The organism is Marinobacter sp. M1C (assembly GCF_023314135.1).
Lineage (GTDB): Bacteria > Pseudomonadota > Gammaproteobacteria > Pseudomonadales > Oleiphilaceae > Marinobacter.
The window spans coordinates 535,305-557,731 of sequence record NZ_CP092289.1; the positions used below are offsets into that span (position 1 = coordinate 535,305).

A 22,427-nucleotide genomic window follows, 5' to 3' on the forward strand; every position below is an offset into this window, starting at 1 on the left:
TTGCTTTATGTGTATTAATGTAATTTTAAGCGGCATAAGTTAGTGCGGCAAAGGATTGAACGCTAGAATGGACAACATTGGCTTTAGGACCGTTGGTATGGTTTTTGTTGCCAGTGAGTTTGCTCAGTGGTTGTGTATCTAATGGTGTTACGGAATATCACGATGACCATAGTCGTGCCTGAAACCTGGGTATTAGTCAGTTGCGAGATAGCAAGGTTCCGGCGGATCAGCTTTCCAGTAGTCTCATGTTAGCAACGGCAATGGCCATTAACTTTAGCTGGCTTATGAGCAAAGCGTCGCAGAGCATGAATTTTGCGCGCACTCTCGGTATTGGTCTGAATTGTGTCTTGATAAAGCCGAAAGATCGTAGTTTGTGCAGCATCATTATCGCCTAGATACTGGAAAATCAGGTGCGGAGTCCAGATAAACGCAAGCGCCTGACACACACCGTGCTAATGATCGCCGGACACTTATACAGAAACGGGCTGCATTTAATAATAAAGCGGTTCTTGCTGAATACGAAAACTAAGCTGACATATAGACGGCTCGCAACACTGCTTGAAAAGAGAACAATTGAAGCATTTAGAAGTGAAATTTTGTTTCGAACGAACGAAGTAAGCCCACTTATTTTGGAAACCGTTATGCGATCTAGAAAATCTGCTTTAGTAGCCGGGTCACTCTTGTCAGTGAGTTTACTCAGTGGTTGTGCGTCTACCGGTATCACGGAATACCACGATGATCACAGTCGTGCCTGGAACCTAACTCACTCGGTAGGCATGACCAAGCTAAAAGATTCCGCAGTTCCTCGCGGCCAAATTCCAAGTGCCGTTCTGGACACTTTAGACATGGGCATTGACGTCTGGTACTTCATGGACAGCCAGATGCTCAACATGGACTTCGGTAACGCTTTCGGGCTTGGCTTAATTGGCATGCTCACCCGACCTGATGCACAAGACAACCGCAGCACAATTGTTGCTTGGGTCCCAAAAGACGATGTAGAGAGTCAAGACGTTGCCCATCTGTGGCTAAATGCCCAACTCAGAGATGCAACACTGGAGGCAATGGAGACTCTTGGGCTGGAAGGTGGCGTAGAATTTCATAACGAGCAAAAGGGGATACCTTTTTTTGCCGAAACGTTCGCAACCAAGCTCAGCGGCATAAAGAAGGATGGCACTAGATGCGAAGCTCGCTTCGAGATTTTCCCTAGCACCGTTTCTGACCTGCAGCCTATTCCAGACTTTGTGGCAAAAAACATTCAAGGATATCGAGTGAATGCAGGTCACGATGTAGAATATCCAAGAGTCCAAGTCGGCTGTCTCGGAAAAGACGGCTTGATGCAATATGTTGAGTTCATGACGGAAATCAGTAAGAACTTACCTGAGAGTGTATTTTTCTACGCTCGTAGGGCAAAAGTCGAGGATCATACAGTTCCCCCCATGGTTTATGACCACGGAAAGGCGCTGTTCTTTCTCGTAGAGAAAAATTAATGTAACCGACCGCTAATCCCGCCCAGAGGGGGAGGCTGGCGACAGGCCTTTACCTGTTTTATGCACTTGCTGACCCAGCGCCTAAGCAGGTTGAGGTCATTATCCAGAGCAACGCGGGAAACAGATGCGCCAGGGATTTGGCTTTCAGCCACCAGCTGGGTTTTGAATTCTGGGGTGTATTGACGGCGTTTTCGATACGGGCGGGCTACGCTTACGTTGTTCATGATAAGTGTCCACTAAGGAATAAGTGGACACTATTTTGATCATTACAGCACAAGGGGGCGGAGCTGCGGCAAGTGGTCATTCTTTACTGCAAGCTGCCGAGGAACAGGGCCAGCTTTAACGGCGACAATTCATTGAATTTTGGTGGCTGGAACTCTGCCCGCCACCAAAATGAGTCGGCTCCAGTACCTGGTACCGGTGACATCCATCAGCCAAGAGTTTGTGCGGTTCGACACGCAGAAAATGGCCAATCCGGAGATCAGCGGTGCGGAATACCAGCAAGGCACTCTGGTTGAAGGGGGCCCCGCCCCGAGGTAACTGTCATGCCAAAATTCATGCAACCGGTAAGTAGTGATGAGCGAATCCGAGCACGCGCAGAAATAATTGCCGCGCTTGACCGCGGTGACATCGAACTGGGTGACGCGATCCGGCGTATGCGTCGTGAATGGACAGGCCTGAGCCAAGGACGGTTCGGAAAGATCGCAGGACTATCCGCCAATACGATGTCAGCCGTGGAACGGAATGCCAAAAGCGCGACAGTCAAAACGCTCAACCAGATTCTTAAACGCTTTGGGATGCGCCTGACACTGCGACAAATATCAGCGCATAATAAATTGACCGAGCAAGACCTCTTAAAAGGCTTAGACGCTCACACAGCTCATGCGGACGAGCTAGCCGATCCGCTGCCCCAGGAGCTTACGCCTTTGGAGCGCCTCAAGGGCTCGGTTAAGCACTATGACCGGCCATTCGATCCTGTCTGGGATGAGTGTCTTGGTTCCAGTGAGGGTGTTAGTGACGATTTAAGAGAGGACTCAGGCCAGGTTCTAGGTGAAGCCCTATGCAATGTCGCAGATGAGCCCGCTCCCCCCGGCCTAAGAGTGGCTATAAAAATACTTGATCGTTGGGGGTGCTCTCCCCACGAGCAGGCCCAGATTCTGGCATTATCGGGTTCCGGTTCAGCTAGCGGTCTGTCGAACGAGCAGCTACATCGAGTCAGCGGCGTTCTGAACCTACATGCAGCGTTGCGGGGGCGATTTACAAACCCGGAAAACGTTTACGGGTTCATGGCGAAACCAAACGCGCACCCTGTTTTTTCCGGACACCGCCCGATTGATAGATTGCTCAACGGCGATTTGGAGGATTTCAAGATGATTAGCCGCCACATTGACAGAATGGGCAGCTGGTCATAACGCGTTATTATCGAGCTAGTTGCAGAAACACTGAGTGCGTTGGTTGAACAACGCATCATAGTTTTTTTAGTGTGGCTGGGCTCGATAATCAAAGTATCGCCGAACCTGTTCCAGGTCTTTTTTCGAACGCTGCATCAGAATTAGTTACCAACTTTATTATCACGCCACAATTACTCCGCGTTTTGTTATCTTATTCATAACAAACCGCGGAGCTATGGTATGCAACCTATTCAGCACATGGAACATGTGGCTGCGGAATTCTCAGTCAAGTGGCCACGGCTATCTTTACACTGCAGCATCGTTTCGCTCGCTGTTTCCAGGGCTTAATCCTGGTGCCTACCGAGCGGTAAAGCAGCGTATACTGGCGAGGAGATAAAAAATGAGCGCTCAATTATCCCCCATCGTTTCCGAGTTCGAGACCAAAAAACAAGCAGACAGCCATGACCGTTGGTTCTGCGCCAAGGTCGCTGCTTCGCTGGCCAGCCCTGGCCCTGGCACTCCCCATGACGAAGTGATGGCTCGAATGGCTGCAATTATTGAAGATGCTGAGCGCGCTCGTTAAAGGGGCTGCGCGTGCCGGGGTCAAGCTGCGTTGCAAGGATGTTAATGAAGTTGGTAACTAAGCATCGCTCTCGCCTTTGTAAACATCCCTGTTTTAGTTGCACCGCTGATTAGAGTTTTCCGCCCGTTGGTCTTTCGCCAGCCCTGTCTGTCAACCTGACTCCATACACTCACTTAGTGAGTTAACATAGATCCAGGGCCATGGATTCAGGAGTCGTAGTCATGCCAAAGCCATCATTGCCAGAAACTCAGGTGTCGCCAGCACCGGAACTGGAGAAACGCACAAGGCGCCGATTCAGCACCGAGTACAAGCTTCGAATCATCGCTAAGGCGGATGCCTGCCAATATGGGGAGCTGGGTGCCATATTGCGGCGAGAAGGCCTTTACAGCAATCAGTTACAACAGTGGCGCCGTGAGCTTGAGCAAGGCGGGGCTGAGAGTCTGAGTAAAACCAACCCTGGTCCCAAGGCATCCAAGACTCCGGAACAACGCCGGATTGAGCAGCTGGAAAAAGAGAAAGCCCAGCTAAAACGCAAACTGCAAATGACGCAGGATTGTGTCGATCTCCAAAAAAAAGCCTTATCGATGCTGGACCAGGCCACCAGTGGGAACAACGAATGACAACGGTACTGCGCCAGCGCCCGGCGTCTCTACCTTTATCATTAGCGTGCCGGGCTTTGGGACTGAACCGAAGCACGGTTTATGCGCGGCACAAGGCGACGCAAAGCAACCAGCAGCCTCGGACATCGCGCAAACACTGCCGGCAGCCCAGAGCCCTGTCGGAGAAAGAGCGTGGGGAAGTCCGCCAGACGCTATACAGCGAAGAATTCCGCGACCAGCCGCCGTTTGAAGTCTTCTCAGAGCTGCTTGAGCAAGGGCGCTACCTGTGCTCGGAAAGCACCATGTATCGCTTGTTACGGGCTGACGGCAGCCAGGGTGACCGCCGCAAGCAGCGGCCCGCCCAAAGCCATGCTATACCCCGGTTGGTGGCCACACGGCCAAACGAAGTTTGGTCGTGGGATATCACCAAACTCCCGCTCCAGAAGCGCGGCGTTTACCTCTCGGCCTACGTGGTAATCGATCTGTTCAGCCGCTTTATCCTGGCCTGGATGATCTCGCGCAAGGAGAACAGTGCGCTGGCGCAACAACTGATGGATGAAGCCCTGAGCCGCTACCAGGTGGCATCAGGCCAACTCACGATCCATCAGGATCAGGGCTCACCCATGATCGCCCACAGCTACCTGGACTTGCTCGGGGAGCGCGGAGTGACCGGCAGCCATAGCCGCCCCCGGGTCAGTAACGACAACCCATTCAGCGAAAGTCAGTTCAAAACGACCAAGTATCAGCCGGACTATCCGGGCCGCTTTGAAAGTGTCAGTCATGCCCGTCAATGGTTCGAGAGCTATGTCGACTGGTACAACTTCGAGCACCATCACAGCGGTCTGGCCGGGTTCACGCCGGAACAGGTGTTTACCGGTCGATATCAGGAACTGGCTGTTACACGGCAGCAAGCGCTGGACCGCTGGTATCAGGCAAACCCTGAACGTTTTGTGTGCGGCCGGCCAGTTGCCCACATGCCGCCGACATCCGTGGCCATCAATCCGATTTCATCGGAAGAGGCTAAACTGGGAGTGCCATCTGCCGTGAACTTTCCCACACTCGCAAGAGCAAAACACACAGCACGAGAAACTACATTAATTCTGGAGTAGCTGTCCGAAACAGGTTGACAGGTTCCGCCAGATATTCCCATGGCGTCAGATCTTCCAGCGAATCGTGGGGACGCTCATCGTTGTATTCGGTCATCCAGAATTCAGTTAGCTGTCGGACTTCAGTCAGATTCCGGAACACATACATGTTCAGAATTTCGTCCCGGTACGTTCGATCGAAGCGCTCAACATAGGAGTTTTGAGTTGGTGTTCCCGGTTTGATGAACTCCAGCGTTATGCTGTTGGAGGACTTCAAGATGATTAGCCGCCACATTGACAGAATGGGCAGCTGGTCATTGCGCGTTATTATCGAGCTAGTTGCAGAAACACTGAGTGCGTTGGTTGAACAAAGCATCATAGTTTTTTTAGTGTGGCTGGGCTCGATAATCAAAGTATCGCCGAACCTGTTGCAGGTCTTTTTCCGAACGCTGCATCAGATCCATTGGTGAATCGCCGTTAAAGGGTTCATCTGAGGAGGGCCGCCGCAAACGCTGAGCGCCGCGCTGGGGATCTTTGTATAAGATATTCAGAGCTTTCGCGATACCCAGTAAGAGCGAACATTTGCGCGTTTCGAACACTGGCCTGTCGTTCTCTATCTCAGTCTGATATCCGCAAATAGAAAATAGCTCCAGACTGCTCAGGCGAAGCTCTTTTGCGACAGGTAACATTAACCGGTGCAGTGTTTCTGCATCATATTTTTGGTGTGAGAGCATCGTCAGGCCTATTTTTTTATTCCCAAAGACAGTCTGGCTAAAAACATTCGTCAGGATTTGAGAGCTTACGAATGCCCACAATCAGGTTTGCCCTGGCTGTAGAATCATAATAAAGTCGGTAACAACATAATAGAGTTGGTAACTTTAGAGTGAGTTTAAGTAGCGGAGCTGGCGTTGCCTGATAATAAAGTTGGTCACTATTAAGCTCTGGCTTTTGCGTCGGATTCCAATGTAGCTATACACCATCAGTTAATTTCGCATTAAACCCAGTCTTCGTAAACGAGACTAGGAACACGAGAAAATTCACGAACATTGTTCGTTACTAGAGTGCAACCCGTGGCGATTGCATGTCCCGCGATGGCCGTGTCGTTAGGGCCAATGGGAGTGCCTGCTTTGCGAAGCTGGCTCATCGCAGTGACTGTCGCGTCTACCGCCCTCTGATCCCATGACAGAACGGCGTCAACTCGCTCTACGAATTCATCAATCAACACCTTGTGCTTGGCCGAAGCTTTCTTGCCGATTTGTCCGTATCGCATTTCTGCATACGTAATGGCTGAAATGACAATTCGGTCGCCCTGCTCAACCTCGTAGGTCAATCGCTGTAACACTGACGCCGGATGCTCTCGCATGATGTATGAGCAGATACAGGTGTCGAGCATGTACGTAGTCACAGATTAAACCTGCTTTCATCACTCGCGACCACGGGGCGCTCATTAAGGAAATCGGCGTCCGCTTTTGGGAGATCGGCAAAAGAAGCCCAAGATGCCCTGACAGGGCGAAGAGTGATTACGTCCCCGTCTCGCGAAATTTCAAGCTCTCCAACGCCGGTATAGGCCATGTCAGCAGGTAATCGCACGGCCTGATTTTTGCCGTTTTTGAAAATAGAAACAGTCCGCATCTTTTTGTCTCCAATATGTGGCTAACAGAGGCAATATAGCACTTAACCGAAAGCATATGCAAGACATATGCTTGCCAATAATTAGGGCGCTTTCCCATTTGTTACTTTATCGGCACTGAGCTCAAATTACGGCGCTTATTTGCACTCCAGCCACATAGGCAACGCCAGCTCCGCTACTTAAACTCACTCTAAAGTTACCAACTTTATTATGTTGTTACCGACTTTATTACGATTCCACACTGGCGCACGGACAAACCAATACTGAACTCCTTAGACTCCTCCGCGAAGCGTATCGATTCGCTTGTAGGTTTCATAAAGCGCCCCAAAACGCGCACCCTGTTTTTCCGGACACCGCGACAGGATGAGCCGCTGGCAATAACACTATCTTCTGGATCACTTTACCTTCAGGGCTTTCTCTATATCACCATGGTCGAACGCGGACTCCATGTGGCGCCGATCACTCGCATTCAGGCCCACACGGTGGGCCAGCGCCTGCCACTGACCTACAGCCTCCGCGACCTCTGCCGCCACAATCTCCGCTTTATCCTGCTCCAGCCCGAAGTATTCAGAACACGCTATAACCGCATCCAGACTCCCGGTTCGATCCCCGTGTTCGTCCAGCGCTAACGCCATTACCCGTGGACCCACTTCTGCAGGCACTGGATTCATATCGTAGGCCGGAGATAATCGCCAGCCCAGGCCGGGCTCATGAAGAAAACCGTGATTGCGCAAATGGTCATCGGTGTTGGAGGTAAGCACATTGAACACCATGCGGCGCCAAAGCTGTCGTAAATCGGCGTTAGGGGAAGACGAAAATTGCAGGATTGCCTCAGCCAAATCCAGATAGCTTTTCGACTCACCATCGGATGCGCCCACCATTGTCAGAGCGCTGGCAAAAGGCAGGCGCTCCCCTTTCCGCCGATCAAAACGCTCCATCAACAGCACCGGTTTTTCATCCACTAGCTCCAGGTGATGGCGGGGCACATCAATGCCGGCGTTTTCGGCCATCATTAACATCAAAGTTTCCCAGCGAATCACCGGCCAGTCATCCTGCGCACGGTGAAACTTGGCGATCATCAGCTCACCAGTCTCACCCCGGACGGTAGCCTTGGGCCGCGCACCACCCAAGGAAGATCCTGGCGCCATCAACATCGCCAGATCTTCTTCAGTTTCCCGGCGCGCCTCCACCTTCGCCACCGAATGCTGAAGGTTCCGTAGGCGCACCAAGGGCGGAACGCCATCCTCTGTCAATGATAAGAAAGGGCTCTCGATACCCTCTACAGACACCACCGTGTAACGAAGCGCACCCATACGCCCCTCATCCTCCACTCCCAGCAAGAAGTCCACATCAAGCAGGGTTCGGCGTGAGCGCTTTTCGGCCGCCGCCTTATACTTCTCATGTCGGGCTACCAGGTATCGCCCCCACCGGTCAGGTGAAGAATCGCTAAAACAGTTGAACATGGTCCGCCCGGGGGCGGGGTACTGAACCCCTTTCACGAAAATGAGCTCCGGGTCCAGTGGGTACCGCAATGGATGACCAAGCCAGCTTTCCGCATACTCAAACCCGGACCTTTCCTGACCGCGCTGAAACACCACCCGGAGGACACCCACCATGACCGGCTTGCCGTGCAGATCCGCGTACACGTTAACAACTCTGAGGCTGCTCATTGCGCATCACCCTTTTTACCACCCTCTTTACCACCCTTGCTCATCGGCAGGCGCACCCGCTTTGGTAATTGCTCAACCTCTGCAAACAGACCCACTTCATCCGCCTGGCTATCCGCAAGACCTCTAAGTCGATCCGTCATCTGAAGCGCAAACAACGCCATTGCCACAGCTCCCCAGCTCACGGTGGGGTCGCCTTTCTCGATTTTCGCATAGGTTTTCCTGGTCACACCGATGCGCTCGGCCATAGAGTCTTCCGTCCATCGCCTTCGCTTTCGGCCCACCTCAATGTCTTGGCCAACTTTGCGCAGTGCCAGGTTCACACTTGGTGGTAACTTGCGTTTCATAAGCTGCAACTTTAAGAGTAGATAAATACCCACTATATGATATACCGGATATTATGCCACACTTAAAAGAAAACAAACCCTGACAGCCGGCTAATTTTCTGGCACCGATACCCGGTTTCCAATTAGAGGTTAAGGCCGGTTTGGTTCGCAAAATCCTCAGCCGTCATCAACCTGCTTCCAGTTGAGGCCAGCCTTAACTTAACAGCAGCAAGCAGCACCGGGGCCGGATAAGTGGTTACCACCCGCCGGTCAGTGCGGTTATGTGGCTCGCTTTTATCGAATAGTGAAGATCTATAAGCTTGAGCTGCGGCCGACTGAAAATAAGTGGATGAGAGAATTCCTGAATGACTGCCGAAACTGAATGCCTGCTATATTGTGATTCTTTGCGCATATAAAGGGGGAGGGTAAGCGATGTCTTTCAAACGAATGACAGAGCAGGAACTACTAGAAGGCCTCAATGCGAAAGGTGCTCATGCCGACGAACTGGCTGAACTATTGCCGCAGGAGCTTACCCCTCTGGAACGGCTCAAGGGTTTGGTTAAACGCTACGACCGGCCAACCGAGTCGGTCTGGGATGAGTTTTTTGATGCCGATGAGGGTGTCAGTGACGATTTTATGGAAGATCGCGACCAACCGCCGAAAGATAGGGAGTAACGACTAGGCCTCGCTTCATGGGCGTGACAAGTGCTGTGTATTCGGACTCGGTGTATAAGGGCAAAAGGATAGGCCCGTTAAAACGTGGCCACCCATGTTTACTTTGCTGAAATCTGATAGTTTTGGATAGGCGTTTAGCGATGAGCGATCACTTAAGCATCAGGGAATACGTTATCGAATTGGCTACTGAGTTTAGCATTCGGTATCACCCGACCCCTGACGATACGTTGGCAGAAATCGCTACACGTCTTGCGGGTGATGAAGTCGTGACTGATGAGATTGAAGATTTGATTGTGACGCTAAAGCGCGCCGGCGCGATTAGCGGCAATGAGATGGTGACTTTGTTGAGTCGGTATTTGTCGGAGAAGACCCAAATCTAAATCAGGCCTGCCAGACGATAATGCCCTCACTGGTAATCCTCTTCAAAACATCCAGATCGACAGGCCGCGATCGCTCAGGGTTTGACCATTCGGCCTCCCAAACCGGATATGGCCGGATGCGAACACCCGTTACCAACAAAATTTCATAAGCCACACAGGCAAGATGCGTAAACCGCTGAAGGTTGCCACCCATTCCACCTGAAGCCTGCCACCCGGACCGGAGCAAAGCTGCCACCCATCGGAGCGTAGCGACGCGGGGATTTCATTGTTACTCCAAAGCGGTGGTGCCCGTCAACTTTGCTTGTCGTTTTCGCATGGACTCACCCCTGAGATTGATCTTGTAGGCGTTGTGAACCAGCCGATCCAGAATGGCATCCGCCAGAGTGGCGTCACCGATGACGTCATGCCATTCGTCGATAGGGAGTTGGCTGGTGGCGATGGTGGAGCGACGGCCGTAACGGTCTTCCAGCACTTCCAGCAAGTCTCTTCGGTTCTCTGCGCTCAGTTTCATGAGCCCCCAATCGTCCAGGATCAGTACATCGACTTTGGCGAGATTTGCTAGCAGTTTGGGGTACTGACCGTCTCCTTTGGCGATGGTCAGTTCTCGTAGCAGCCGAGTCAGACGAACGTACTGCGCGGTGTAGCCTTCCCGACAGGCTTTGTGCGCCAGGGCACAGGCTAACCAGGTTTTGCCAACACCGGTGGGGCCGGTGACGAGCACATTCAGGTGTTCCTTCACCCATTGGCAGCTTGCCAGGGATTGGATTAATCCCTTATCCAGGCCGCGTGAGTTCCGGTAATCCAGGTCTTCGAGAACGGCGGTGTGTCGCAGTCCAGCCCGGCGCAGCCGGCTGGTCAAGCGTCGGTTGTCTCTTTCGGTCATCTCCCGGTCAACCAGCAGTCCAAGGCGTTCCTCGAAGCTCAGTTCTGTGATGTCGGGCGTGGCTGACTGATCAGCCAGTGCAGCGGCCATGCCGGTCAATTTGAGGGCATGGAGTTTGTCCAGAGTCGGATGTTTCAGCATGTCAGGTTCCCTCAGTGGTAGTAGGCCGGGCCGCGGATGTTGTCGTGGGTATCGGGTAAGGCCAGCTCTTGCTGCTCTTCCAGGGGCTTCTGGTCCAGGCGGTGTTTGAGAATGGATTCAATGCTTTTGTAGCGGCAGCTACCCAGCATCAGGGCTCGACGGCAGGCGGCTTCCAATCGTGCCTCGCCGTAGCTCTTTCCCAGCCGGAGAATGCCCAGGCAGGAGCGGTAGGCCTGCTGCGGGTGTTTTCGGGCACCCAGGGCGGTGCGGATGAGCTTTTCCGTCGCGGGCCCGGTCTTGGCCGCCCAGGCAATCAACCGTTCCGGCGACCACTCACCGGCCTGCCGATGGGATTCGGGCATATGGGCGGCGATGGTGGTATGCCGTCCCTTCTGGTCAGAGCGGCGATGGCTAGCAATCCGGTTGCCCCGGTAAAAACACTCAATGATGTTGTGGGTGATCCGGACCTCCACTTCCTTTTTGATCAGGGTGTAGGGCACCGAGTAATAATGCCCGTCAACGGCTATGTGGTAGTCGATGTTCACCCGGGCCTTCTTCCACTCCGCGTAGACATAACGCTCTGCTGGCAGGGGCTGTAGGGCGGGTTTGTCCAGCTGTTCGAAGTGGTCGCACCGGCATCCGGGCAGCTTTCGGAAGGGGCGGCGATTGAGCTTCTCCAGCAGCTCACGGAGGGTTGCATTGAGCTGCCCCAGGGAGAAGTGCTGACGGTGGCGCAGCGCCGCCAGGATCCAGCGTTCGACGATCAGCACACCGCCTTCCACCTTGGCTTTGTCTCGGGGCTTTCGGACCCTTGTGGGGACCACGGCTACGCCGTAATGGGCGGCCATGTCCTGGTAGGTCGGGTTGAGGTCTGGCTCGTAGCGGTGGGCCTTGGTAACACCGGATTTAAGGTTGTCCGGAACCACCAGTTCCGGCACACCCCCGAGGAATTCGAAGGCCCGGATGTGGGAGCCGATCCAGTCCGGCAGCTTCTGGCTCCAGGTGGCTTCGGCGTAGGTGTAGTTGGAGGCCCCAAGCACCGCCACAAAGACCTGCGCCTCGTGGATCTCTCCGGTGGTGCGGTCAATGACGGGCACGGTCTGGCCGGCGTAGTCCACAAACAGCTTCTCACCCGCTCGATGGTCCTGGCGCATCACCAGGTCCAGCTTGCCCTGCCAGGCCCGGTAGTGCTCACAGAACCAGCTGTACTGATACCCTTCCGGGTTCGCTTGCCGGTACTCCTGCCAGAGCAGGAACAGAGTGACGTATTGACCCTTCAGTTCGTCGTGGATCTGATGCCAGTCCGGTATGCCCCGGACCTGAGCCGGCAAGTCTGGAGGGGGTGGGAACAACAGCTGCTCAAGGCGAGCCTCACCCAGATCCTCCGGCAATGGCCAGCTCAGACCGGCCTCGGCTAAACGCCGAAGATACTCGCTTACCGTGGGGCGGCTGACGCCGCAGGCCGCCGCAATCTGTCGATTACTCAGCCCTCGCTCCCATTTGAGGCGAAGGACTTCTTTGATCTTACGCATGGATAACCTCTTCGCAGGCATCGGGTCTTCTCCGGATGAAAAGACTCAGAGTACCGTTAAGTTATCCCGCGCCGGACGGTTTCGATGGGGTGAGTCAGGCAGCCTGCCGGGGTGGCAGCTTTGCCGTGGAATCAGTGGCAGCTTTCGCGTGGAATGGGTGGCAGGCTTCGACTGGAATCAGTGGCAACCTTGGTCTGGAATACGCAGGCAAGAGCGAGCTTCACATCAACAAACTCTCTGAGCTCCTCATTTTCTCCGCGCAATAGGACAGCCATATTGATATCGCTTTCTGCGCTGTAGTCACCGCGAGCCCGGCTACCGTGCATAACCAACTGGACGACATCGAATTCTTTTGAAAGGGCTTCAGCGAACTTCAGAATGGGTTCGCGAATATCAACCTGGTTGGCGAGAACCGCCTGTTCATAGCCAACGGGTGCCGCCTGTTCCCAGGCCTGAAGCTCTGCGGGCACAGGCGCACTGAGATCGCACTGAGCGACTAACTCTTGCAAGCTATAGGGTTTTCGTTCCGGCATGGCTTTATCTCCTGGTTCCTCTACGCCCCAGAATCACAGCGGCCTGGAGGGTTGCTGCTTCTGGATCCGAAAAATGTTCCGGCGTTTGGTATTCGCCATCCCATTCCTGAGCATTTCGGTACCGAACAGCCGGCCGGGGCACTAGCTCGATAATATCGTCAAACCCGGTTTCATAACCCTCGACCAGAACCGGTGTATCCGGTGGCAAGGTTTTCAGCTGTGTGATCAATTCTTCGACCGTCATAGTTAACCTCTCTTGCCAACGACTGATAGCAGCGCGAGAAAACCAGAAACACACAAACCCTCAGTTGAACTATGGCGATCGATGGATCCCGTCACAGATCATCCAGATCGACACGCAGGCTGGGTTCGCTGAGGCGCTCCCTTACCAAATCAACGAGCGCTTGATCACGCGGTAACGGCTCGTTGGCAGAAATTTCCAACACCACGGGCGCATTGCAAGGTTGGTACCGGAGGGTGCACGTGCTGGCGTTAACCAGTCGGGTGTTGCCCAGGCGATACTCTCCGTACCCCTCATGAATATGTCCGAAGATGTGCGCTTTCAAAGCCAGTTGTTGAATGCGATCCAGCAGCTGCTCACATCCTGCGCTCTGGCATTTGAATCCCAGGTTTGCCTCGTCGCCAAAGCCTTTGGGCGGGCCATGGGTGATCAGAACATCGGTGTTGTCAGGAATCAGCGCCCATTTGTCACACAGAGCCTTTCCTCGCTCGAGCATAAACGCCCAGTCCATGAAGGTGGGTGTCCACGGTGAGCCCCAAAACCGAACGCCTTCGATTTCAATGCCACTGTCTTCCAGATACACCGCGTTCGTCAGTGCCTCCCGAGCCAGCGCCGGCGTTTCTTGAAACGCCCAGTCGTGGTTACCGGCAATCACAATTTTGTGCCGATGGGGCAGGGCGCCGAGCCACTCGTTCAGGTCTTCCACGTTGTCTAGTGTGCCTTGCCCCAGGCTGTCACCGGCGTGAACCAAAACATCGCCGTCCGGAATTTCCGGTATTTGCCTGTGCAGACTGTGGGTGTCAGAAATACAAACGATCCTCACAGGCCTTCTCTTCTCCCTGTGGGGTTAACAATTCCGCTTCTAACGTCCAATCCATAAAGGGCAATAAGCGCACCATGTTACGCGCGTCGTCTACGCCGCGGTGATGATGCCCTTCCAGCGCCAGTCCATGGAACTCAAGAGCATGGGCCATCCCGTTTTTACGTTTCTGCCCCGTGGTCCGGCGCCACAGTCGTTTCAGGTTTAAGTGCGGGTAGTTCATCAGCGATGGGAATACCCTGTGCTTCTCGCCGTCTGCTTGAATGTGTAGGCGATCATAGTTGCCCCAGCTGCACCAGAGAAAATCCTCGTGAGGTTGACCTAACCATACATTTATTAAGTGGCACGCTTCCGAAAAAACGGGGGCAGCATCGACCATCGACTGTTGGATGCTCGTTAGCGACTTGCAGAACTCACTGAACACAGGGTTTTGTGTCGGCCGCACCAGAAATGACTGACTATCCAACAACTCGCCGTCCCGAGTCGCCAGGGCACACCCAAACTCGATAATCTCCATATTATGCGTGCTTTGGCGCTCGCCAAAAGGTGCTAATCGACGCTCCCAACAGGTCGCTTCCAGATCAACAACTAATACCGGAGTTTCATAGGCGAAAGTCATTTTTGATAACTCTGGATCATAACCGACTCGTTTTATTTTGCGGCTCCATCAGACTGCCTGCTTTTTAGCTCCCGCACCATACCTAGTTCTGTGCGGGAGTTGGCGCTGTAGAACCAGTTCAGAGCATGAACTCTGTTGCCTGAGGCACAGATTTTGTTGCCGCTGGAGAGAAACAGTGCGGATTTTTTGTATAGAACCGGTTCCAAACCCCGCAAAAGCTCCATCAAACTGCCTGCTTTTTAGCTCCCGCACCATACCTAGTTCTGTGCGGGAGTTAGAATTACGAAACCAGATTAGAGCATAGAAAATGTTGCTGCTGAGCAAAGCACGAACCGGATTCAGATAACAGGTGCTGAAAGGTTTAAGTATGGTTCAGGTGCCGCCGTATAAACGTACTTTGCTTCCAGTTTGGTTCGTGACGGATGCTACAGGCAACACTTGGTTGGCCACAGGCAATGTAGACTGCACATTGCTAAAGCGAGAATCAAAAATATAACGTAACTCTATGTTTTATCGAGGAAAAACCATAATTAGTGGGCTAGACGAGAGACGGAGTTGAGAGACCTGGACGGGAGAAGACATATCCACAGGGAGCGAAATTTTTACTGATTGAGTTCTTTTTTTATTGAAAAATTACGTACTTATAGCGTTTTAAAATCTTGTTTTAAATGGTTTTTTTATCGATTCAGCAATGGTTAAACCGTCAGAGCCAAAGAGCGAACCATAGACGTCAATGGTCGAACCATGAGAGCGAAAACGGTTAGAATTACGGAACCAGGTCAGAGCATAGAAAATGTTGCCCTAGCATGAACTCTGTTGCCTGAGGCACAGATTTTGTTGCCGCTGGAGAGAAACAGTGAAGCGTAATTCGGCTTAAAGTTATCCCCAAAATTTGGGGAAAAGCCTGTGGTTAAAGCTGTTTTTCGTAGGTCTTTCCCCTCCGCTCCGGCAGACACGCTGAGTCGGTCAAAAAACAAACAAAGTGGCTTTACCCGCCCCGCGTCTACTGCTGACAACAGGTGTTATGGTAAACAGGCTATCTCCCAATGAACATAAGATCCGTTACCCGCAGTGAAGGATACCCTTAAAACACTGCGGGGGATTAGTTGACCATTACCGTAAGAGCGAACAGTTATAAAGGTTTATTAAAGGCTCTTGGGCCATCCGGTGTTTCCGCCCTTCTGGGAAGCGAAAGCACCCTCAGCCGGAAGGTGGTGCAAAGCAAAGGCTTCGCCTATCGAATGAACGCGTCGGAACTCAAGGCTGAATTCAACAACAATGCCCAGATCTCCATTTCTCTCCGATTTTCTTTTTGGGAGTGCCTGTTCAGCTTCGGTTAATCGGTTCGCGATCGGTTCGCCGGGACATTCAGTTCGCTGTCCGGGGTTCGGGGCCCAGCTCAATGCAGGTGCATCATTAAAAACGTCAGAATCGTTTACACGTTATTAATTTTAAGTAAGGTCGTAAGTTTCTTATCTTTTGACTCTTAAATGTTTTTTACTAGTTGGCCAAAATATTGCCTATTATCCCATGCTTGGGAAGTATGGATGACTATCAAATGGAGTTATGTATGAAAAAAATCATATCCGGTCTTTTTCTGACGGGATTTATGGCGGGAGCTCAAGCTGGTCCGATTGTTACCGCAGACTATACGGAGCTAGGCGGTAATCGCTGGCAAGCCGACTACATTCTCAGCAATCCGGTCGGCTCTCCGTTTGATATCAATTATTTTACGATCGATTACGTAGCCGAAGCCTATACTAACTTTACGCTGATTAATTCTGTGCAGGGATGGGACAGCTTTGTAGCTGAAGCCATTCCAGCATTTGGCTTTGGCGGGCTCTTTGACGCTTTCGCGTTGGATAACGCTGCCATACTGGCACCAGGCCAGAGCACAGGTTTTTTCTCTGTCGAGTTTGACTATTTCGGCAATGACAATCTCTCGGGCCAGCAGTATTCCGTGCTGGATCCCTCATCTTTTGAGTCCCTCGCCTCAGGCGCGATCAATCAACATAGCATTTCCGTTCCTGAGCCTAGTTCCCTGACCTTGCTAGTTGTCGGTATGGGGCTGGTTTGCTGGCGAAGAAGACTTGCTCAATTTGCTTGCGCCAAGGGGGTAAGACGGTGAAAAGCGCCCGGTTTCGTTTCTTAGTCGCAATAGCAACTCTGGCTTCGGGGGGATTAGCTCAAGCTGCCCCACTATCGGAAATAGAAGTCACCCAAATCCTCAACGTAGATACTCAGCAAATCTCACGCACCGTCTATGAGATCAGCTATCGTGTCTCGGTCGCAAGCAGCTACGACCATACCGTGACCGGACTCACCGGTACCATCACATCCGTCAGCACCGGTGTTGAGGTCCTAGATAGAACGGTGCACTTTGATGACATTGCAGCTGTCGGCAGCCAGCAGAGCCGGGACGCGATCCTTATTCGGCTGAACCGGCGAACACCTTTTAGTATGGACATGCTTCAGTGGTCGTTTGACGGCGAACTGGTACAGAACGGACTGCCGCCCGACCCAGGCAGCGCCGGCCGAGAGACTCTGGGAGGCATCGATAGCGACAAAGACGGCGTGAGAGATGACCTTCAGCGGAAAATCCTTGAGCAGAACCTTGACGAAGAGAAGACAAAAGCACTGATCCAGTACGCGATAGCACTCCAAGAAGCGATGCGCATTGGTGCTGCCGATCCCGCTAACGAATTACAACCGGTTGCTAAGTCGATCGTCGACTCGGTCGACTGTCTATACGCCCGGTTCGATGATGACGCCCGCGAGCAGGTGAAAGCCGTTGAGCGTCTCGCCATCAATACCGACGAGCGCTACCACGCTTACAACATCTTCAATGACCGTCTCTCCGGCCAGTTTTTTGGCGGAAACAGAGAGAATCAAGACGGCTGCCAACCTTAAAAGGAGAAAGGTTGTGTTAAGAAACAGCAAGGTAGAAGTGTTACTGGCATTGGTTATCGGACTGTGCTCCTTCGGCGCATCAGCCGAGCAAGATCTTTCCTGCGGTCAGACGACCACCAAGATTTACTTTGGCAATGGCGTGGATAACTCTCTGGCTGACGCGACAAGCTCAAAACAGGAACTAAAACGAGCGTACCTGAGTCAGTTGGAAAACACTTATCCCGAAGAGACTTTCGAATTCCAGTTGGCTTATAACCGCTCTGAGGGCGTGATGAATGACGTTTTGGAGGTTTTTCAGCAGAAGCTTTCCGAGAATGGCGACTGGCTCGACTGGTCTGCTGCAGAGTACCTCTCAGCCCTGAACATGCTGAGAAAGGTGCAACTCCCATATGAACATCCCTCGATCGAGATCTTTGCCGGCATTCTAGAAGAAATGTATGCGGTGGCGGTCGTCCGGGAGGCGAGTCTGTCAGAGCACGTCCAGAAGTACCAGGGGGACCTCCAAGCCGGGCACCGAGTCATCATCTTCGCCCACAGCCAAGGCAACTTGTTTGCGAACTCCGCTGTGCAAACAGTGGCGGGAATTGAGCCAGATAAAAAGAACAGTATCAGAGTCATCGGCGTTGCCAGTCCTGCCGCCTCAACGGTTAGCCCTAACAACTACTGGACGGCTTATGACGACCGGGTCATTAATCTTGCCCGATCTTTTTCTCTGGTCGGCGTCCTACCCGGCAATGTCGACAATGATCCTGGGATCTTCAACGATCGGCGCGACATCCTGAATCATAGCTTCTATGAGTCCTACTTTGACTCCACTTTAGTCAGCCGTGGGTACTTTAATCAAGAGTTTGCCGGCTTAGTTGCGACCATGCCGTTTCCTGAAGTTGAAGCGGGCGATGGCGCTATACGGGTAACTCTGAAGTGGGGCGGTCAGCCGGATGTCGATCTTCACGTTTACGAACCAAACGGCACTCACGTCTATTACTCAAATCGCAGAGGCCTAAGCGGATTCCTAGATGTGGACGATACGAACGGCTATGGCCCCGAAAACTATTTTGTGAGCTGCGAATCCCTGGAGACAGGGACATACCGTATCGGCGTCAACTACTATTACGGGCAAGCTCCAGAAGTTGCACAGGTACAGATTTCACTGAGTGATGGCCGCGCACTCAGCTTCAGCCAATCCCTATCCACAAGCCGAGGTAGCAGTGGCAATAACAGCCCACTTATTATGGCAACCGTGCATGTCGCTCGAGATGAAGAGACGGGCGCTTACTCGTATACTCTGAATTGAGTCAAGTCTTCTCTGTGGGCTTCGGTTATTCTGAAGCCCACGGAGCTTGAGTTTTCGCAGACAGCAGGATACCTGTAAAATAAAGCATTTCCAGCAGGGAGTCCTCGGAGAATCAACCTTCCCTATCCTTTTTTGATCCACGGATTAGGGTTTACAAACGAATCAACAAACGCCTGTCCCCTTATCAATTGCAATATTTTGTCCAGTAGTATGCCGCCCAACCTCAGTAGCCATCAGCGCAATAAAGCCCTTCGTACCCTCCTCACCACCAAGGCGGGTTGAACGGAACGCGCTCCATCTGCAAACACTCATTTTTAAGTTGCATTACTGAGTCGAATTTTTCGCCCGTTGTGTAAGCGCCCTTAAATCGACCCACTTGCCCTCAGTCGATCTGCGGCACTTTTTTTGAAGCCCGCTCCAGATTCACATTCCACGGCAGCAGTGCTTCCAGCTTTTCCAGCGTGTCTGCCTCGGCAATGCGGTCCAGCACATATTGGATATACGCCGAGGGCTCCAGACTGTTTGCCTTAGCGGTCTCGACCAGGGAATAGCACGTTGCACTGGCACGTGCGCCCCGTGAGGTATCTGCGAACAGCCAAGCCTTTCGACCTAGAGCGAACGGACGGATAGCGTTTTCGGCCAGCACGTTGCTGATCTGTAGGTCGCCTCGTTCGCAGTAGCCGACCAGGGTGGGCCACTGGTTCAACGTATAATCCATGGCCTTGCGAGTCATAGTGCCCTTGGCGACCTTGCCGGCGTTGGCCTCCAGCCAGATTTTAAGGGCGTCCAGTCTGGGCACACTCAGCTCTTGACGGATGCGATAACGCTCACTGTCACTCAGCTCTTTGATCTGACGCTCGATGGCGTAGAGTTTGTTGATATGGCTTAGAGCTACATCGGCCTTGGAGACCTTTGTGGCTTTGCCTTTACCTTGAGGCTTGGACCCTTTGATAGCTTCCACGAACTTACGTCTCGCGTGGTCCTTATGTGGAGCTCCACATAAGGACCATTATCCCGAGTCGGTTTTTATCTGGATTAAAACGCCAGACTGTAGGACCAGTGGGCACTGCTTGGCAGCGTGTGTTGGGATAAAATTCCGATTACCATTCCATAGTACAGACATCAGATGCAGCTCCGATCCGGGAAATCCCTCTCGGGCGAAGCCTGCGTGGCCGCTCAAGAGTGGCGCATGGCGAGATTGCCAAACTGCCCACTGCATCCGAAAGGCGGCTGCTCGTTCTCCCGACACGGCACCTATCCCCGTGTAACACCTGCCGGTACACGAATACCCCGCTGATACTATCCCGGAAGGTCATCGCACTTTCAGCCTGTTGCCGGAGTTCCTGACCTCTCAGAACGCAAAACCGTGGCAGCCCATCCCCGACTTGCTCTTCTTCCTGGCGTCGCTATAGCGGGCGGTAATTTTATCCTGTGTGAAGACAGCCCCATTACCGCATGAGTACTGGAATCTTCAGAGTCCACTCCAGATAAAAATCGACTCGGGATAATGGTCCCAGCAACCCATTCGAGTGATGTTGTTGTCTCGGCACACTTTGCCATAGCCAGAGTAACCATCGGCTATGTTCGGCTTAGCTGTTGATCCTGTACTAAACTATAGGAACCCCCAGCGATTGTCGGAGGTTTATAATGAAACAGGTCGAATTCAATCAACTCGCTATAGCCATCAACTCGCTCAGTCCCGGTCAACGACACCTGCTCCTGGAACGATTGCAGCATCCCGATGCTATACCTGAAATCATCGAGCACCTGGAACAGCAGCTTCAGTCCGATCTTAAATGCCCTAAGTGCAACCATGATCAAATTCATCGTTGGGGCACTCTCAAAGAGCTACAGCGTTATCGCTGCCGAGCTTGTCACAAAACTTTTACGGCCTTGACGGGTACGCCCCTGGCTCGACTACGGAAACGCGAGCTTTGGATGGAATACGCAGACTCCATGCTTAGCTCGGAAGCACTGCGTAAGGCAGCGGCGCGGTGCCACGTGCATCTATCCACCTCTTTCCGCTGGCGCCACCGCTTCCTTAAACTGGCGGATTACCTTAATACTCCTGTACTTACGGGTATCGTAGAAGCGGATCAAACAATGTTCCGCGAATCATTCAAAGGCCAGCGTAAAATTGCTAAACGGCCTGTTCGCAAACGCGGCAACGACAACAAAAAAAGCGCCAAGTGGGTGCCTGTTCTGGTGGCTCGCGACCGCAGCGCAGGTGAGGCCGACTTTGTTCTCAAGCACTTCACCCTGAAAAATGTCGAGCAGCACCTGCTACCCCTATTAAGCCGAGATATCGTTCTCTGTACAGACGCTCATCTGACTTTTGAAACGTTGACCCGAAAGCACCATCTCGAGCACAAGGTGCTCAATGCCAGCGCTGGCGAAAGAGTCAAAGCGTCAGTCTTCCACATTCAAGGAGTGAACAACTACCATCAGCGGCTCAAGGGCTGGATTCAACGTTTCCACGGTGTCGCCACCGAATATCTACCTCACTATCTTGGCTGGTTCCGATGGTTCGATAAGCATTCATCAAAAATAAATCAACCTTCTGATTTTATGGCGGATTTTGTGAAGGCAGACAGTTTTCAACATTTAATACAAACATAGCCGTAACCATCGGCTTGCAGGATACCGTTAAAATCATCGAGCAGACGCACCGGTACTTTGCCCGCCCGTGAAGGGTCGTATTCAAATAGAACCGACGGTTGCCCTGGCGGGCCACCGCGGGTGACCCACATCCACTTGTCCGACTGCGCCGTTTTGCCGTCTTCTTTCAGAACGTACATTCGGGATTCATCGGCTTGCAGGTAATCACTGCTGTTCTGCACTTCTCGCATCAGGTTGATCAGCGGTTTGAACACGTCATCCAGGCGGATCACCCAATGGGCCATGCTGGTACGGCTGATCTCATGACCCAAGCGCTTAAGCATGTGCTCTAAACGATACAGTGGCAGGCCATCGGCGTATTTTGAGGTAATGACGTAAGCCAGCAAAGAAGTGGTGGCCGTGCATTTGCCCAGTGGATGAACCGGGCGGGTGGCTGCCAGGATGCGCTCTTCACCATCCTGCTCGAACACGGCTTTTTCCTGCCAGTATTCCAGAACTTTGAGTTGGGCCGGGATGAACTGAAGCTCTTCTTTAACCTTGGTAAAAAAGGTTTTACTGGCGCCGACCTTCTCTTCGTCGCTGAGGGTCAGTTCGATGCGCTCGCGCAGCAGTGTATCCGAGAAGCCACGCTGACGACGTTTACGGGAGGCCGGCGGTGCTTTTTCCTCTGCAACATCGTCTGGCAACTGATCGCGCAGGGCATCAATCTCAACTTCCAGCTCGGCTTCGTCAAACAGATGAATCTGGTGTGCGGACTTCTCACTGCTGGCGCCAAATTGCTGAATCCGTTTCCAGTGCAGCAGTTCTTCGAGAATCTGGATGGTGTGATCGCGTTGTTTGACCGCTTGGGCGCCTTGTGCAACAGCGTGATCGCGCTGTTGGATTTCAGCGCTCTTGGCCATCAGTTCCTGCTGAAGACCTTCGACAACCGACCGTAATTCAGCGGCCGAAAGGCCGCTGATATCGGGTGTTTTTGAAGGTGCTTCAGGCTTTAATTTCATGAACAAAGTAT

At 52.6% G+C, this 22,427-nt stretch carries 26 protein-coding genes and 3 pseudogenes; 13 read left to right on the forward strand and 16 right to left on the reverse strand.

All coding sequences use genetic code 11. The annotated features are described in order from the left end of the window. Nucleotides 1-776: 776 nt before the first annotated feature. A complete protein-coding gene (locus MIH19_RS02480; RefSeq protein ID WP_249007409.1) occupies nt 777-1,487 on the forward strand; it encodes a hypothetical protein in 711 nt (236 codons plus the stop codon). Here MIH19_RS02480 and MIH19_RS02485 read toward each other — a convergent pair. Continuing rightward, nucleotides 1,484-1,711, reverse strand: a complete 228-nt coding sequence (locus MIH19_RS02485) for a transposase (protein ID WP_249007410.1) — start codon at nt 1,709-1,711, stop codon at nt 1,484-1,486. The genes MIH19_RS02480 and MIH19_RS02485 overlap by 4 nt on opposite strands. A 169-nt stretch (nt 1,712-1,880) precedes the next feature. Between MIH19_RS02485 and MIH19_RS02490 the strand changes: the two genes are divergently transcribed. From MIH19_RS02490 to MIH19_RS02510, 5 genes are all read left to right on the forward strand, one after another. Continuing rightward, nucleotides 1,881-2,027: an RRXRR domain-containing protein gene (locus tag MIH19_RS02490; protein WP_249007411.1), complete on the forward strand. Its 147-nt coding sequence runs from the start codon at nt 1,881-1,883 to the stop codon at nt 2,025-2,027. Between the two features lie 5 nt (nt 2,028-2,032). After that, nucleotides 2,033-2,899, forward strand: coding sequence for a helix-turn-helix domain-containing protein (locus tag MIH19_RS02495; RefSeq protein ID WP_249007412.1), 867 nt, complete (start codon nt 2,033-2,035; stop codon nt 2,897-2,899). A gap of 379 nt (nt 2,900-3,278) precedes the next feature. Then, complete coding sequence (locus MIH19_RS02500) at nt 3,279-3,461, forward strand: stability determinant (RefSeq protein ID WP_249007413.1); 183 nt, start codon at nt 3,279-3,281, stop codon at nt 3,459-3,461. A 221-nt stretch (nt 3,462-3,682) separates the two neighbouring features. Next, nucleotides 3,683-4,081 carry a transposase gene (locus MIH19_RS02505; RefSeq protein WP_249007414.1) on the forward strand — a complete coding sequence of 133 codons (399 nt, stop codon included), beginning with the start codon at nt 3,683-3,685 and terminating at the stop codon, nt 4,079-4,081. Next, nucleotides 4,078-5,169: an IS3 family transposase gene (locus MIH19_RS02510; protein WP_249007415.1), complete on the forward strand. Its 1,092-nt coding sequence runs from the start codon at nt 4,078-4,080 to the stop codon at nt 5,167-5,169. Before MIH19_RS02505 ends, MIH19_RS02510 begins: the two co-directional genes overlap by 4 nt. Here the strand turns inward: MIH19_RS02510 and MIH19_RS02515 are convergent. The 6 genes and pseudogenes from MIH19_RS02515 to MIH19_RS02540 all read right to left on the reverse strand — a co-directional run. Beyond that, nucleotides 5,150-5,410: pseudogene (locus MIH19_RS02515) on the reverse strand (transposase); the annotation flags it as partial. The gene MIH19_RS02510 and the pseudogene MIH19_RS02515 overlap by 20 nt on opposite strands. 121 nt (nt 5,411-5,531) lie before the next feature. Then, nucleotides 5,532-5,960 (reverse strand): antitoxin Xre/MbcA/ParS toxin-binding domain-containing protein, encoded by a 429-nt coding sequence (locus MIH19_RS02520; RefSeq protein WP_249007416.1) that lies wholly within the window; start codon nt 5,958-5,960, stop codon nt 5,532-5,534. 179 nt (nt 5,961-6,139) lie between these two features. Beyond that, nucleotides 6,140-6,550 carry a type II toxin-antitoxin system VapC family toxin gene (locus MIH19_RS02525; protein WP_249007417.1) on the reverse strand — a complete coding sequence of 137 codons (411 nt, stop codon included), beginning with the start codon at nt 6,548-6,550 and terminating at the stop codon, nt 6,140-6,142. Further along, nucleotides 6,547-6,777: a type II toxin-antitoxin system VapB family antitoxin gene (gene vapB / locus MIH19_RS02530; protein WP_249007418.1), complete on the reverse strand. Its 231-nt coding sequence runs from the start codon at nt 6,775-6,777 to the stop codon at nt 6,547-6,549. The genes MIH19_RS02525 and vapB overlap by 4 nt, the downstream gene beginning before the upstream one ends. A gap of 393 nt (nt 6,778-7,170) precedes the next feature. After that, nucleotides 7,171-8,445: a type II toxin-antitoxin system HipA family toxin gene (locus MIH19_RS02535; RefSeq protein WP_249007419.1), complete on the reverse strand. Its 1,275-nt coding sequence runs from the start codon at nt 8,443-8,445 to the stop codon at nt 7,171-7,173. After that, complete coding sequence (locus MIH19_RS02540; RefSeq protein WP_249007420.1) at nt 8,442-8,789, reverse strand: helix-turn-helix domain-containing protein; 348 nt, start codon at nt 8,787-8,789, stop codon at nt 8,442-8,444. The genes MIH19_RS02535 and MIH19_RS02540 overlap by 4 nt, the downstream gene beginning before the upstream one ends. Before the next feature lie 411 nt (nt 8,790-9,200). Here MIH19_RS02540 and MIH19_RS02545 point away from each other — a divergent pair, with 411 nt between their 5' ends. Both MIH19_RS02545 and MIH19_RS02550 read left to right on the forward strand, forming a co-directional pair. Next, on the forward strand, nt 9,201-9,443 hold the full coding sequence (locus MIH19_RS02545; protein ID WP_249007421.1) for a hypothetical protein: 243 nt from the start codon (nt 9,201-9,203) through the stop codon (nt 9,441-9,443). Nucleotides 9,444-9,583: 140 nt separating this feature from the next. Beyond that, nucleotides 9,584-9,823, forward strand: a complete 240-nt coding sequence (locus MIH19_RS02550; RefSeq protein ID WP_249007422.1) for a hypothetical protein — start codon at nt 9,584-9,586, stop codon at nt 9,821-9,823. Nucleotide 9,824: 1 nt separating this feature from the next. Here MIH19_RS02550 and MIH19_RS02555 read toward each other — a convergent pair whose 3' ends face one another. The 7 genes from MIH19_RS02555 to MIH19_RS02585 all read right to left on the reverse strand — a co-directional run bounded on the left by MIH19_RS02555 (nt 9,825) and on the right by MIH19_RS02585 (nt 14,592). Continuing rightward, on the reverse strand, nt 9,825-10,016 hold the full coding sequence (locus MIH19_RS02555) for a hypothetical protein (RefSeq protein WP_249007423.1): 192 nt from the start codon (nt 10,014-10,016) through the stop codon (nt 9,825-9,827). 75 nt (nt 10,017-10,091) lie between these two features. Continuing rightward, nucleotides 10,092-10,847, reverse strand: coding sequence for an IS21-like element helper ATPase IstB (gene istB / locus MIH19_RS02560; RefSeq protein WP_249007424.1), 756 nt, complete (start codon nt 10,845-10,847; stop codon nt 10,092-10,094). 11 nt (nt 10,848-10,858) lie between these two features. Continuing rightward, on the reverse strand, nt 10,859-12,400 hold the full coding sequence (istA, locus tag MIH19_RS02565) for an IS21 family transposase (RefSeq protein ID WP_249006921.1): 1,542 nt from the start codon (nt 12,398-12,400) through the stop codon (nt 10,859-10,861). Nucleotides 12,401-12,510: 110 nt separating this feature from the next. After that, entirely contained in the window at nt 12,511-12,912 is a 402-nt protein-coding gene (locus MIH19_RS02570) for a nucleotidyltransferase domain-containing protein (protein ID WP_249007425.1), read from the reverse strand. 4 nt (nt 12,913-12,916) lie between these two features. Beyond that, nucleotides 12,917-13,156, reverse strand: coding sequence for a hypothetical protein (locus tag MIH19_RS02575; RefSeq protein ID WP_249007426.1), 240 nt, complete (start codon nt 13,154-13,156; stop codon nt 12,917-12,919). Nucleotides 13,157-13,247: 91 nt separating this feature from the next. Further along, on the reverse strand, nt 13,248-13,976 hold the full coding sequence (locus MIH19_RS02580) for a metallophosphoesterase (protein WP_349292887.1): 729 nt from the start codon (nt 13,974-13,976) through the stop codon (nt 13,248-13,250). After that, nucleotides 13,954-14,592, reverse strand: a complete 639-nt coding sequence (locus MIH19_RS02585) for a 3'-5' exonuclease (protein ID WP_249007427.1) — start codon at nt 14,590-14,592, stop codon at nt 13,954-13,956. Before MIH19_RS02585 ends, MIH19_RS02580 begins: the two co-directional genes overlap by 23 nt. A 1,106-nt stretch (nt 14,593-15,698) precedes the next feature. Here MIH19_RS02585 and MIH19_RS02590 point away from each other — a divergent pair. The 4 genes from MIH19_RS02590 (at nt 15,699) to MIH19_RS02605 (ending at nt 18,796) form a co-directional block, all read left to right on the forward strand. Beyond that, nucleotides 15,699-15,932: a hypothetical protein gene (locus tag MIH19_RS02590; RefSeq protein ID WP_249007428.1), complete on the forward strand. Its 234-nt coding sequence runs from the start codon at nt 15,699-15,701 to the stop codon at nt 15,930-15,932. A 230-nt stretch (nt 15,933-16,162) separates the two neighbouring features. Next, nucleotides 16,163-16,720: a PEP-CTERM sorting domain-containing protein gene (locus tag MIH19_RS02595; protein ID WP_249007429.1), complete on the forward strand. Its 558-nt coding sequence runs from the start codon at nt 16,163-16,165 to the stop codon at nt 16,718-16,720. Continuing rightward, a complete protein-coding gene (locus MIH19_RS02600) occupies nt 16,717-17,502 on the forward strand; it encodes a hypothetical protein (protein WP_249007430.1) in 786 nt (261 codons plus the stop codon). The genes MIH19_RS02595 and MIH19_RS02600 overlap by 4 nt, the downstream gene beginning before the upstream one ends. 13 nt (nt 17,503-17,515) lie before the next feature. Next, on the forward strand, nt 17,516-18,796 hold the full coding sequence (locus MIH19_RS02605) for a hypothetical protein (RefSeq protein ID WP_249007431.1): 1,281 nt from the start codon (nt 17,516-17,518) through the stop codon (nt 18,794-18,796). 382 nt (nt 18,797-19,178) lie between these two features. Here MIH19_RS02605 and MIH19_RS02610 read toward each other — a convergent pair. Then, nucleotides 19,179-19,778 (reverse strand): annotated as a pseudogene (locus MIH19_RS02610) (transposase); the annotation flags it as partial. Between the two features lie 974 nt (nt 19,779-20,752). Here MIH19_RS02610 and MIH19_RS02615 point away from each other — a divergent pair. Next, nucleotides 20,753-21,415: an IS1595 family transposase gene (locus MIH19_RS02615; RefSeq protein ID WP_249008930.1), complete on the forward strand. Its 663-nt coding sequence runs from the start codon at nt 20,753-20,755 to the stop codon at nt 21,413-21,415. Here the strand turns inward: MIH19_RS02615 and MIH19_RS02620 are convergent. Next, nucleotides 21,406-22,416 (reverse strand): annotated as a pseudogene (locus MIH19_RS02620) (transposase); the annotation flags it as partial. The gene MIH19_RS02615 and the pseudogene MIH19_RS02620 sit on opposite strands and share 10 nt — an antisense overlap. Between the last annotated feature and the right edge of the window lie 11 nt (nt 22,417-22,427).

What these genes read in the sequence shown, in the direction of transcription:
- MIH19_RS02480 (WP_249007409.1), top strand. Translation starts at nt 777, where the DNA reads ATGACCAAGCTAAAAGATTCCGCAGTTCCTCGCGGCCAAATTCCAAGT.
- MIH19_RS02485 (WP_249007410.1), bottom strand. Translation starts at nt 1,711, where the DNA reads ATGAACAACGTAAGCGTAGCCCGCCCGTATCGAAAACGCCGTCAATAC.
- MIH19_RS02490 (WP_249007411.1), top strand. Translation starts at nt 1,881, where the DNA reads ATGAGTCGGCTCCAGTACCTGGTACCGGTGACATCCATCAGCCAAGAG.
- MIH19_RS02495 (WP_249007412.1), top strand. Translation starts at nt 2,033, where the DNA reads ATGCCAAAATTCATGCAACCGGTAAGTAGTGATGAGCGAATCCGAGCA.
- MIH19_RS02500 (WP_249007413.1), top strand. Translation starts at nt 3,279, where the DNA reads ATGAGCGCTCAATTATCCCCCATCGTTTCCGAGTTCGAGACCAAAAAA.
- MIH19_RS02505 (WP_249007414.1), top strand. Translation starts at nt 3,683, where the DNA reads ATGCCAAAGCCATCATTGCCAGAAACTCAGGTGTCGCCAGCACCGGAA.
- MIH19_RS02510 (WP_249007415.1), top strand. Translation starts at nt 4,078, where the DNA reads ATGACAACGGTACTGCGCCAGCGCCCGGCGTCTCTACCTTTATCATTA.
- vapB (WP_249007418.1), bottom strand. Translation starts at nt 6,777, where the DNA reads ATGCGGACTGTTTCTATTTTCAAAAACGGCAAAAATCAGGCCGTGCGA.
- MIH19_RS02535 (WP_249007419.1), bottom strand. Translation starts at nt 8,445, where the DNA reads ATGAGCAGCCTCAGAGTTGTTAACGTGTACGCGGATCTGCACGGCAAG.
- MIH19_RS02540 (WP_249007420.1), bottom strand. Translation starts at nt 8,789, where the DNA reads ATGAAACGCAAGTTACCACCAAGTGTGAACCTGGCACTGCGCAAAGTT.
- MIH19_RS02545 (WP_249007421.1), top strand. Translation starts at nt 9,201, where the DNA reads ATGTCTTTCAAACGAATGACAGAGCAGGAACTACTAGAAGGCCTCAAT.
- MIH19_RS02550 (WP_249007422.1), top strand. Translation starts at nt 9,584, where the DNA reads ATGAGCGATCACTTAAGCATCAGGGAATACGTTATCGAATTGGCTACT.
- MIH19_RS02555 (WP_249007423.1), bottom strand. Translation starts at nt 10,016, where the DNA reads ATGGGTGGCAACCTTCAGCGGTTTACGCATCTTGCCTGTGTGGCTTAT.
- istB (WP_249007424.1), bottom strand. Translation starts at nt 10,847, where the DNA reads ATGCTGAAACATCCGACTCTGGACAAACTCCATGCCCTCAAATTGACC.
- istA (WP_249006921.1), bottom strand. Translation starts at nt 12,400, where the DNA reads ATGCCTGCGAAGAGGTTATCCATGCGTAAGATCAAAGAAGTCCTTCGC.
- MIH19_RS02570 (WP_249007425.1), bottom strand. Translation starts at nt 12,912, where the DNA reads ATGCCGGAACGAAAACCCTATAGCTTGCAAGAGTTAGTCGCTCAGTGC.
- MIH19_RS02575 (WP_249007426.1), bottom strand. Translation starts at nt 13,156, where the DNA reads ATGACGGTCGAAGAATTGATCACACAGCTGAAAACCTTGCCACCGGAT.
- MIH19_RS02585 (WP_249007427.1), bottom strand. Translation starts at nt 14,592, where the DNA reads ATGACTTTCGCCTATGAAACTCCGGTATTAGTTGTTGATCTGGAAGCG.
- MIH19_RS02595 (WP_249007429.1), top strand. Translation starts at nt 16,163, where the DNA reads ATGAAAAAAATCATATCCGGTCTTTTTCTGACGGGATTTATGGCGGGA.
- MIH19_RS02615 (WP_249008930.1), top strand. Translation starts at nt 20,753, where the DNA reads ATGCTTAGCTCGGAAGCACTGCGTAAGGCAGCGGCGCGGTGCCACGTG.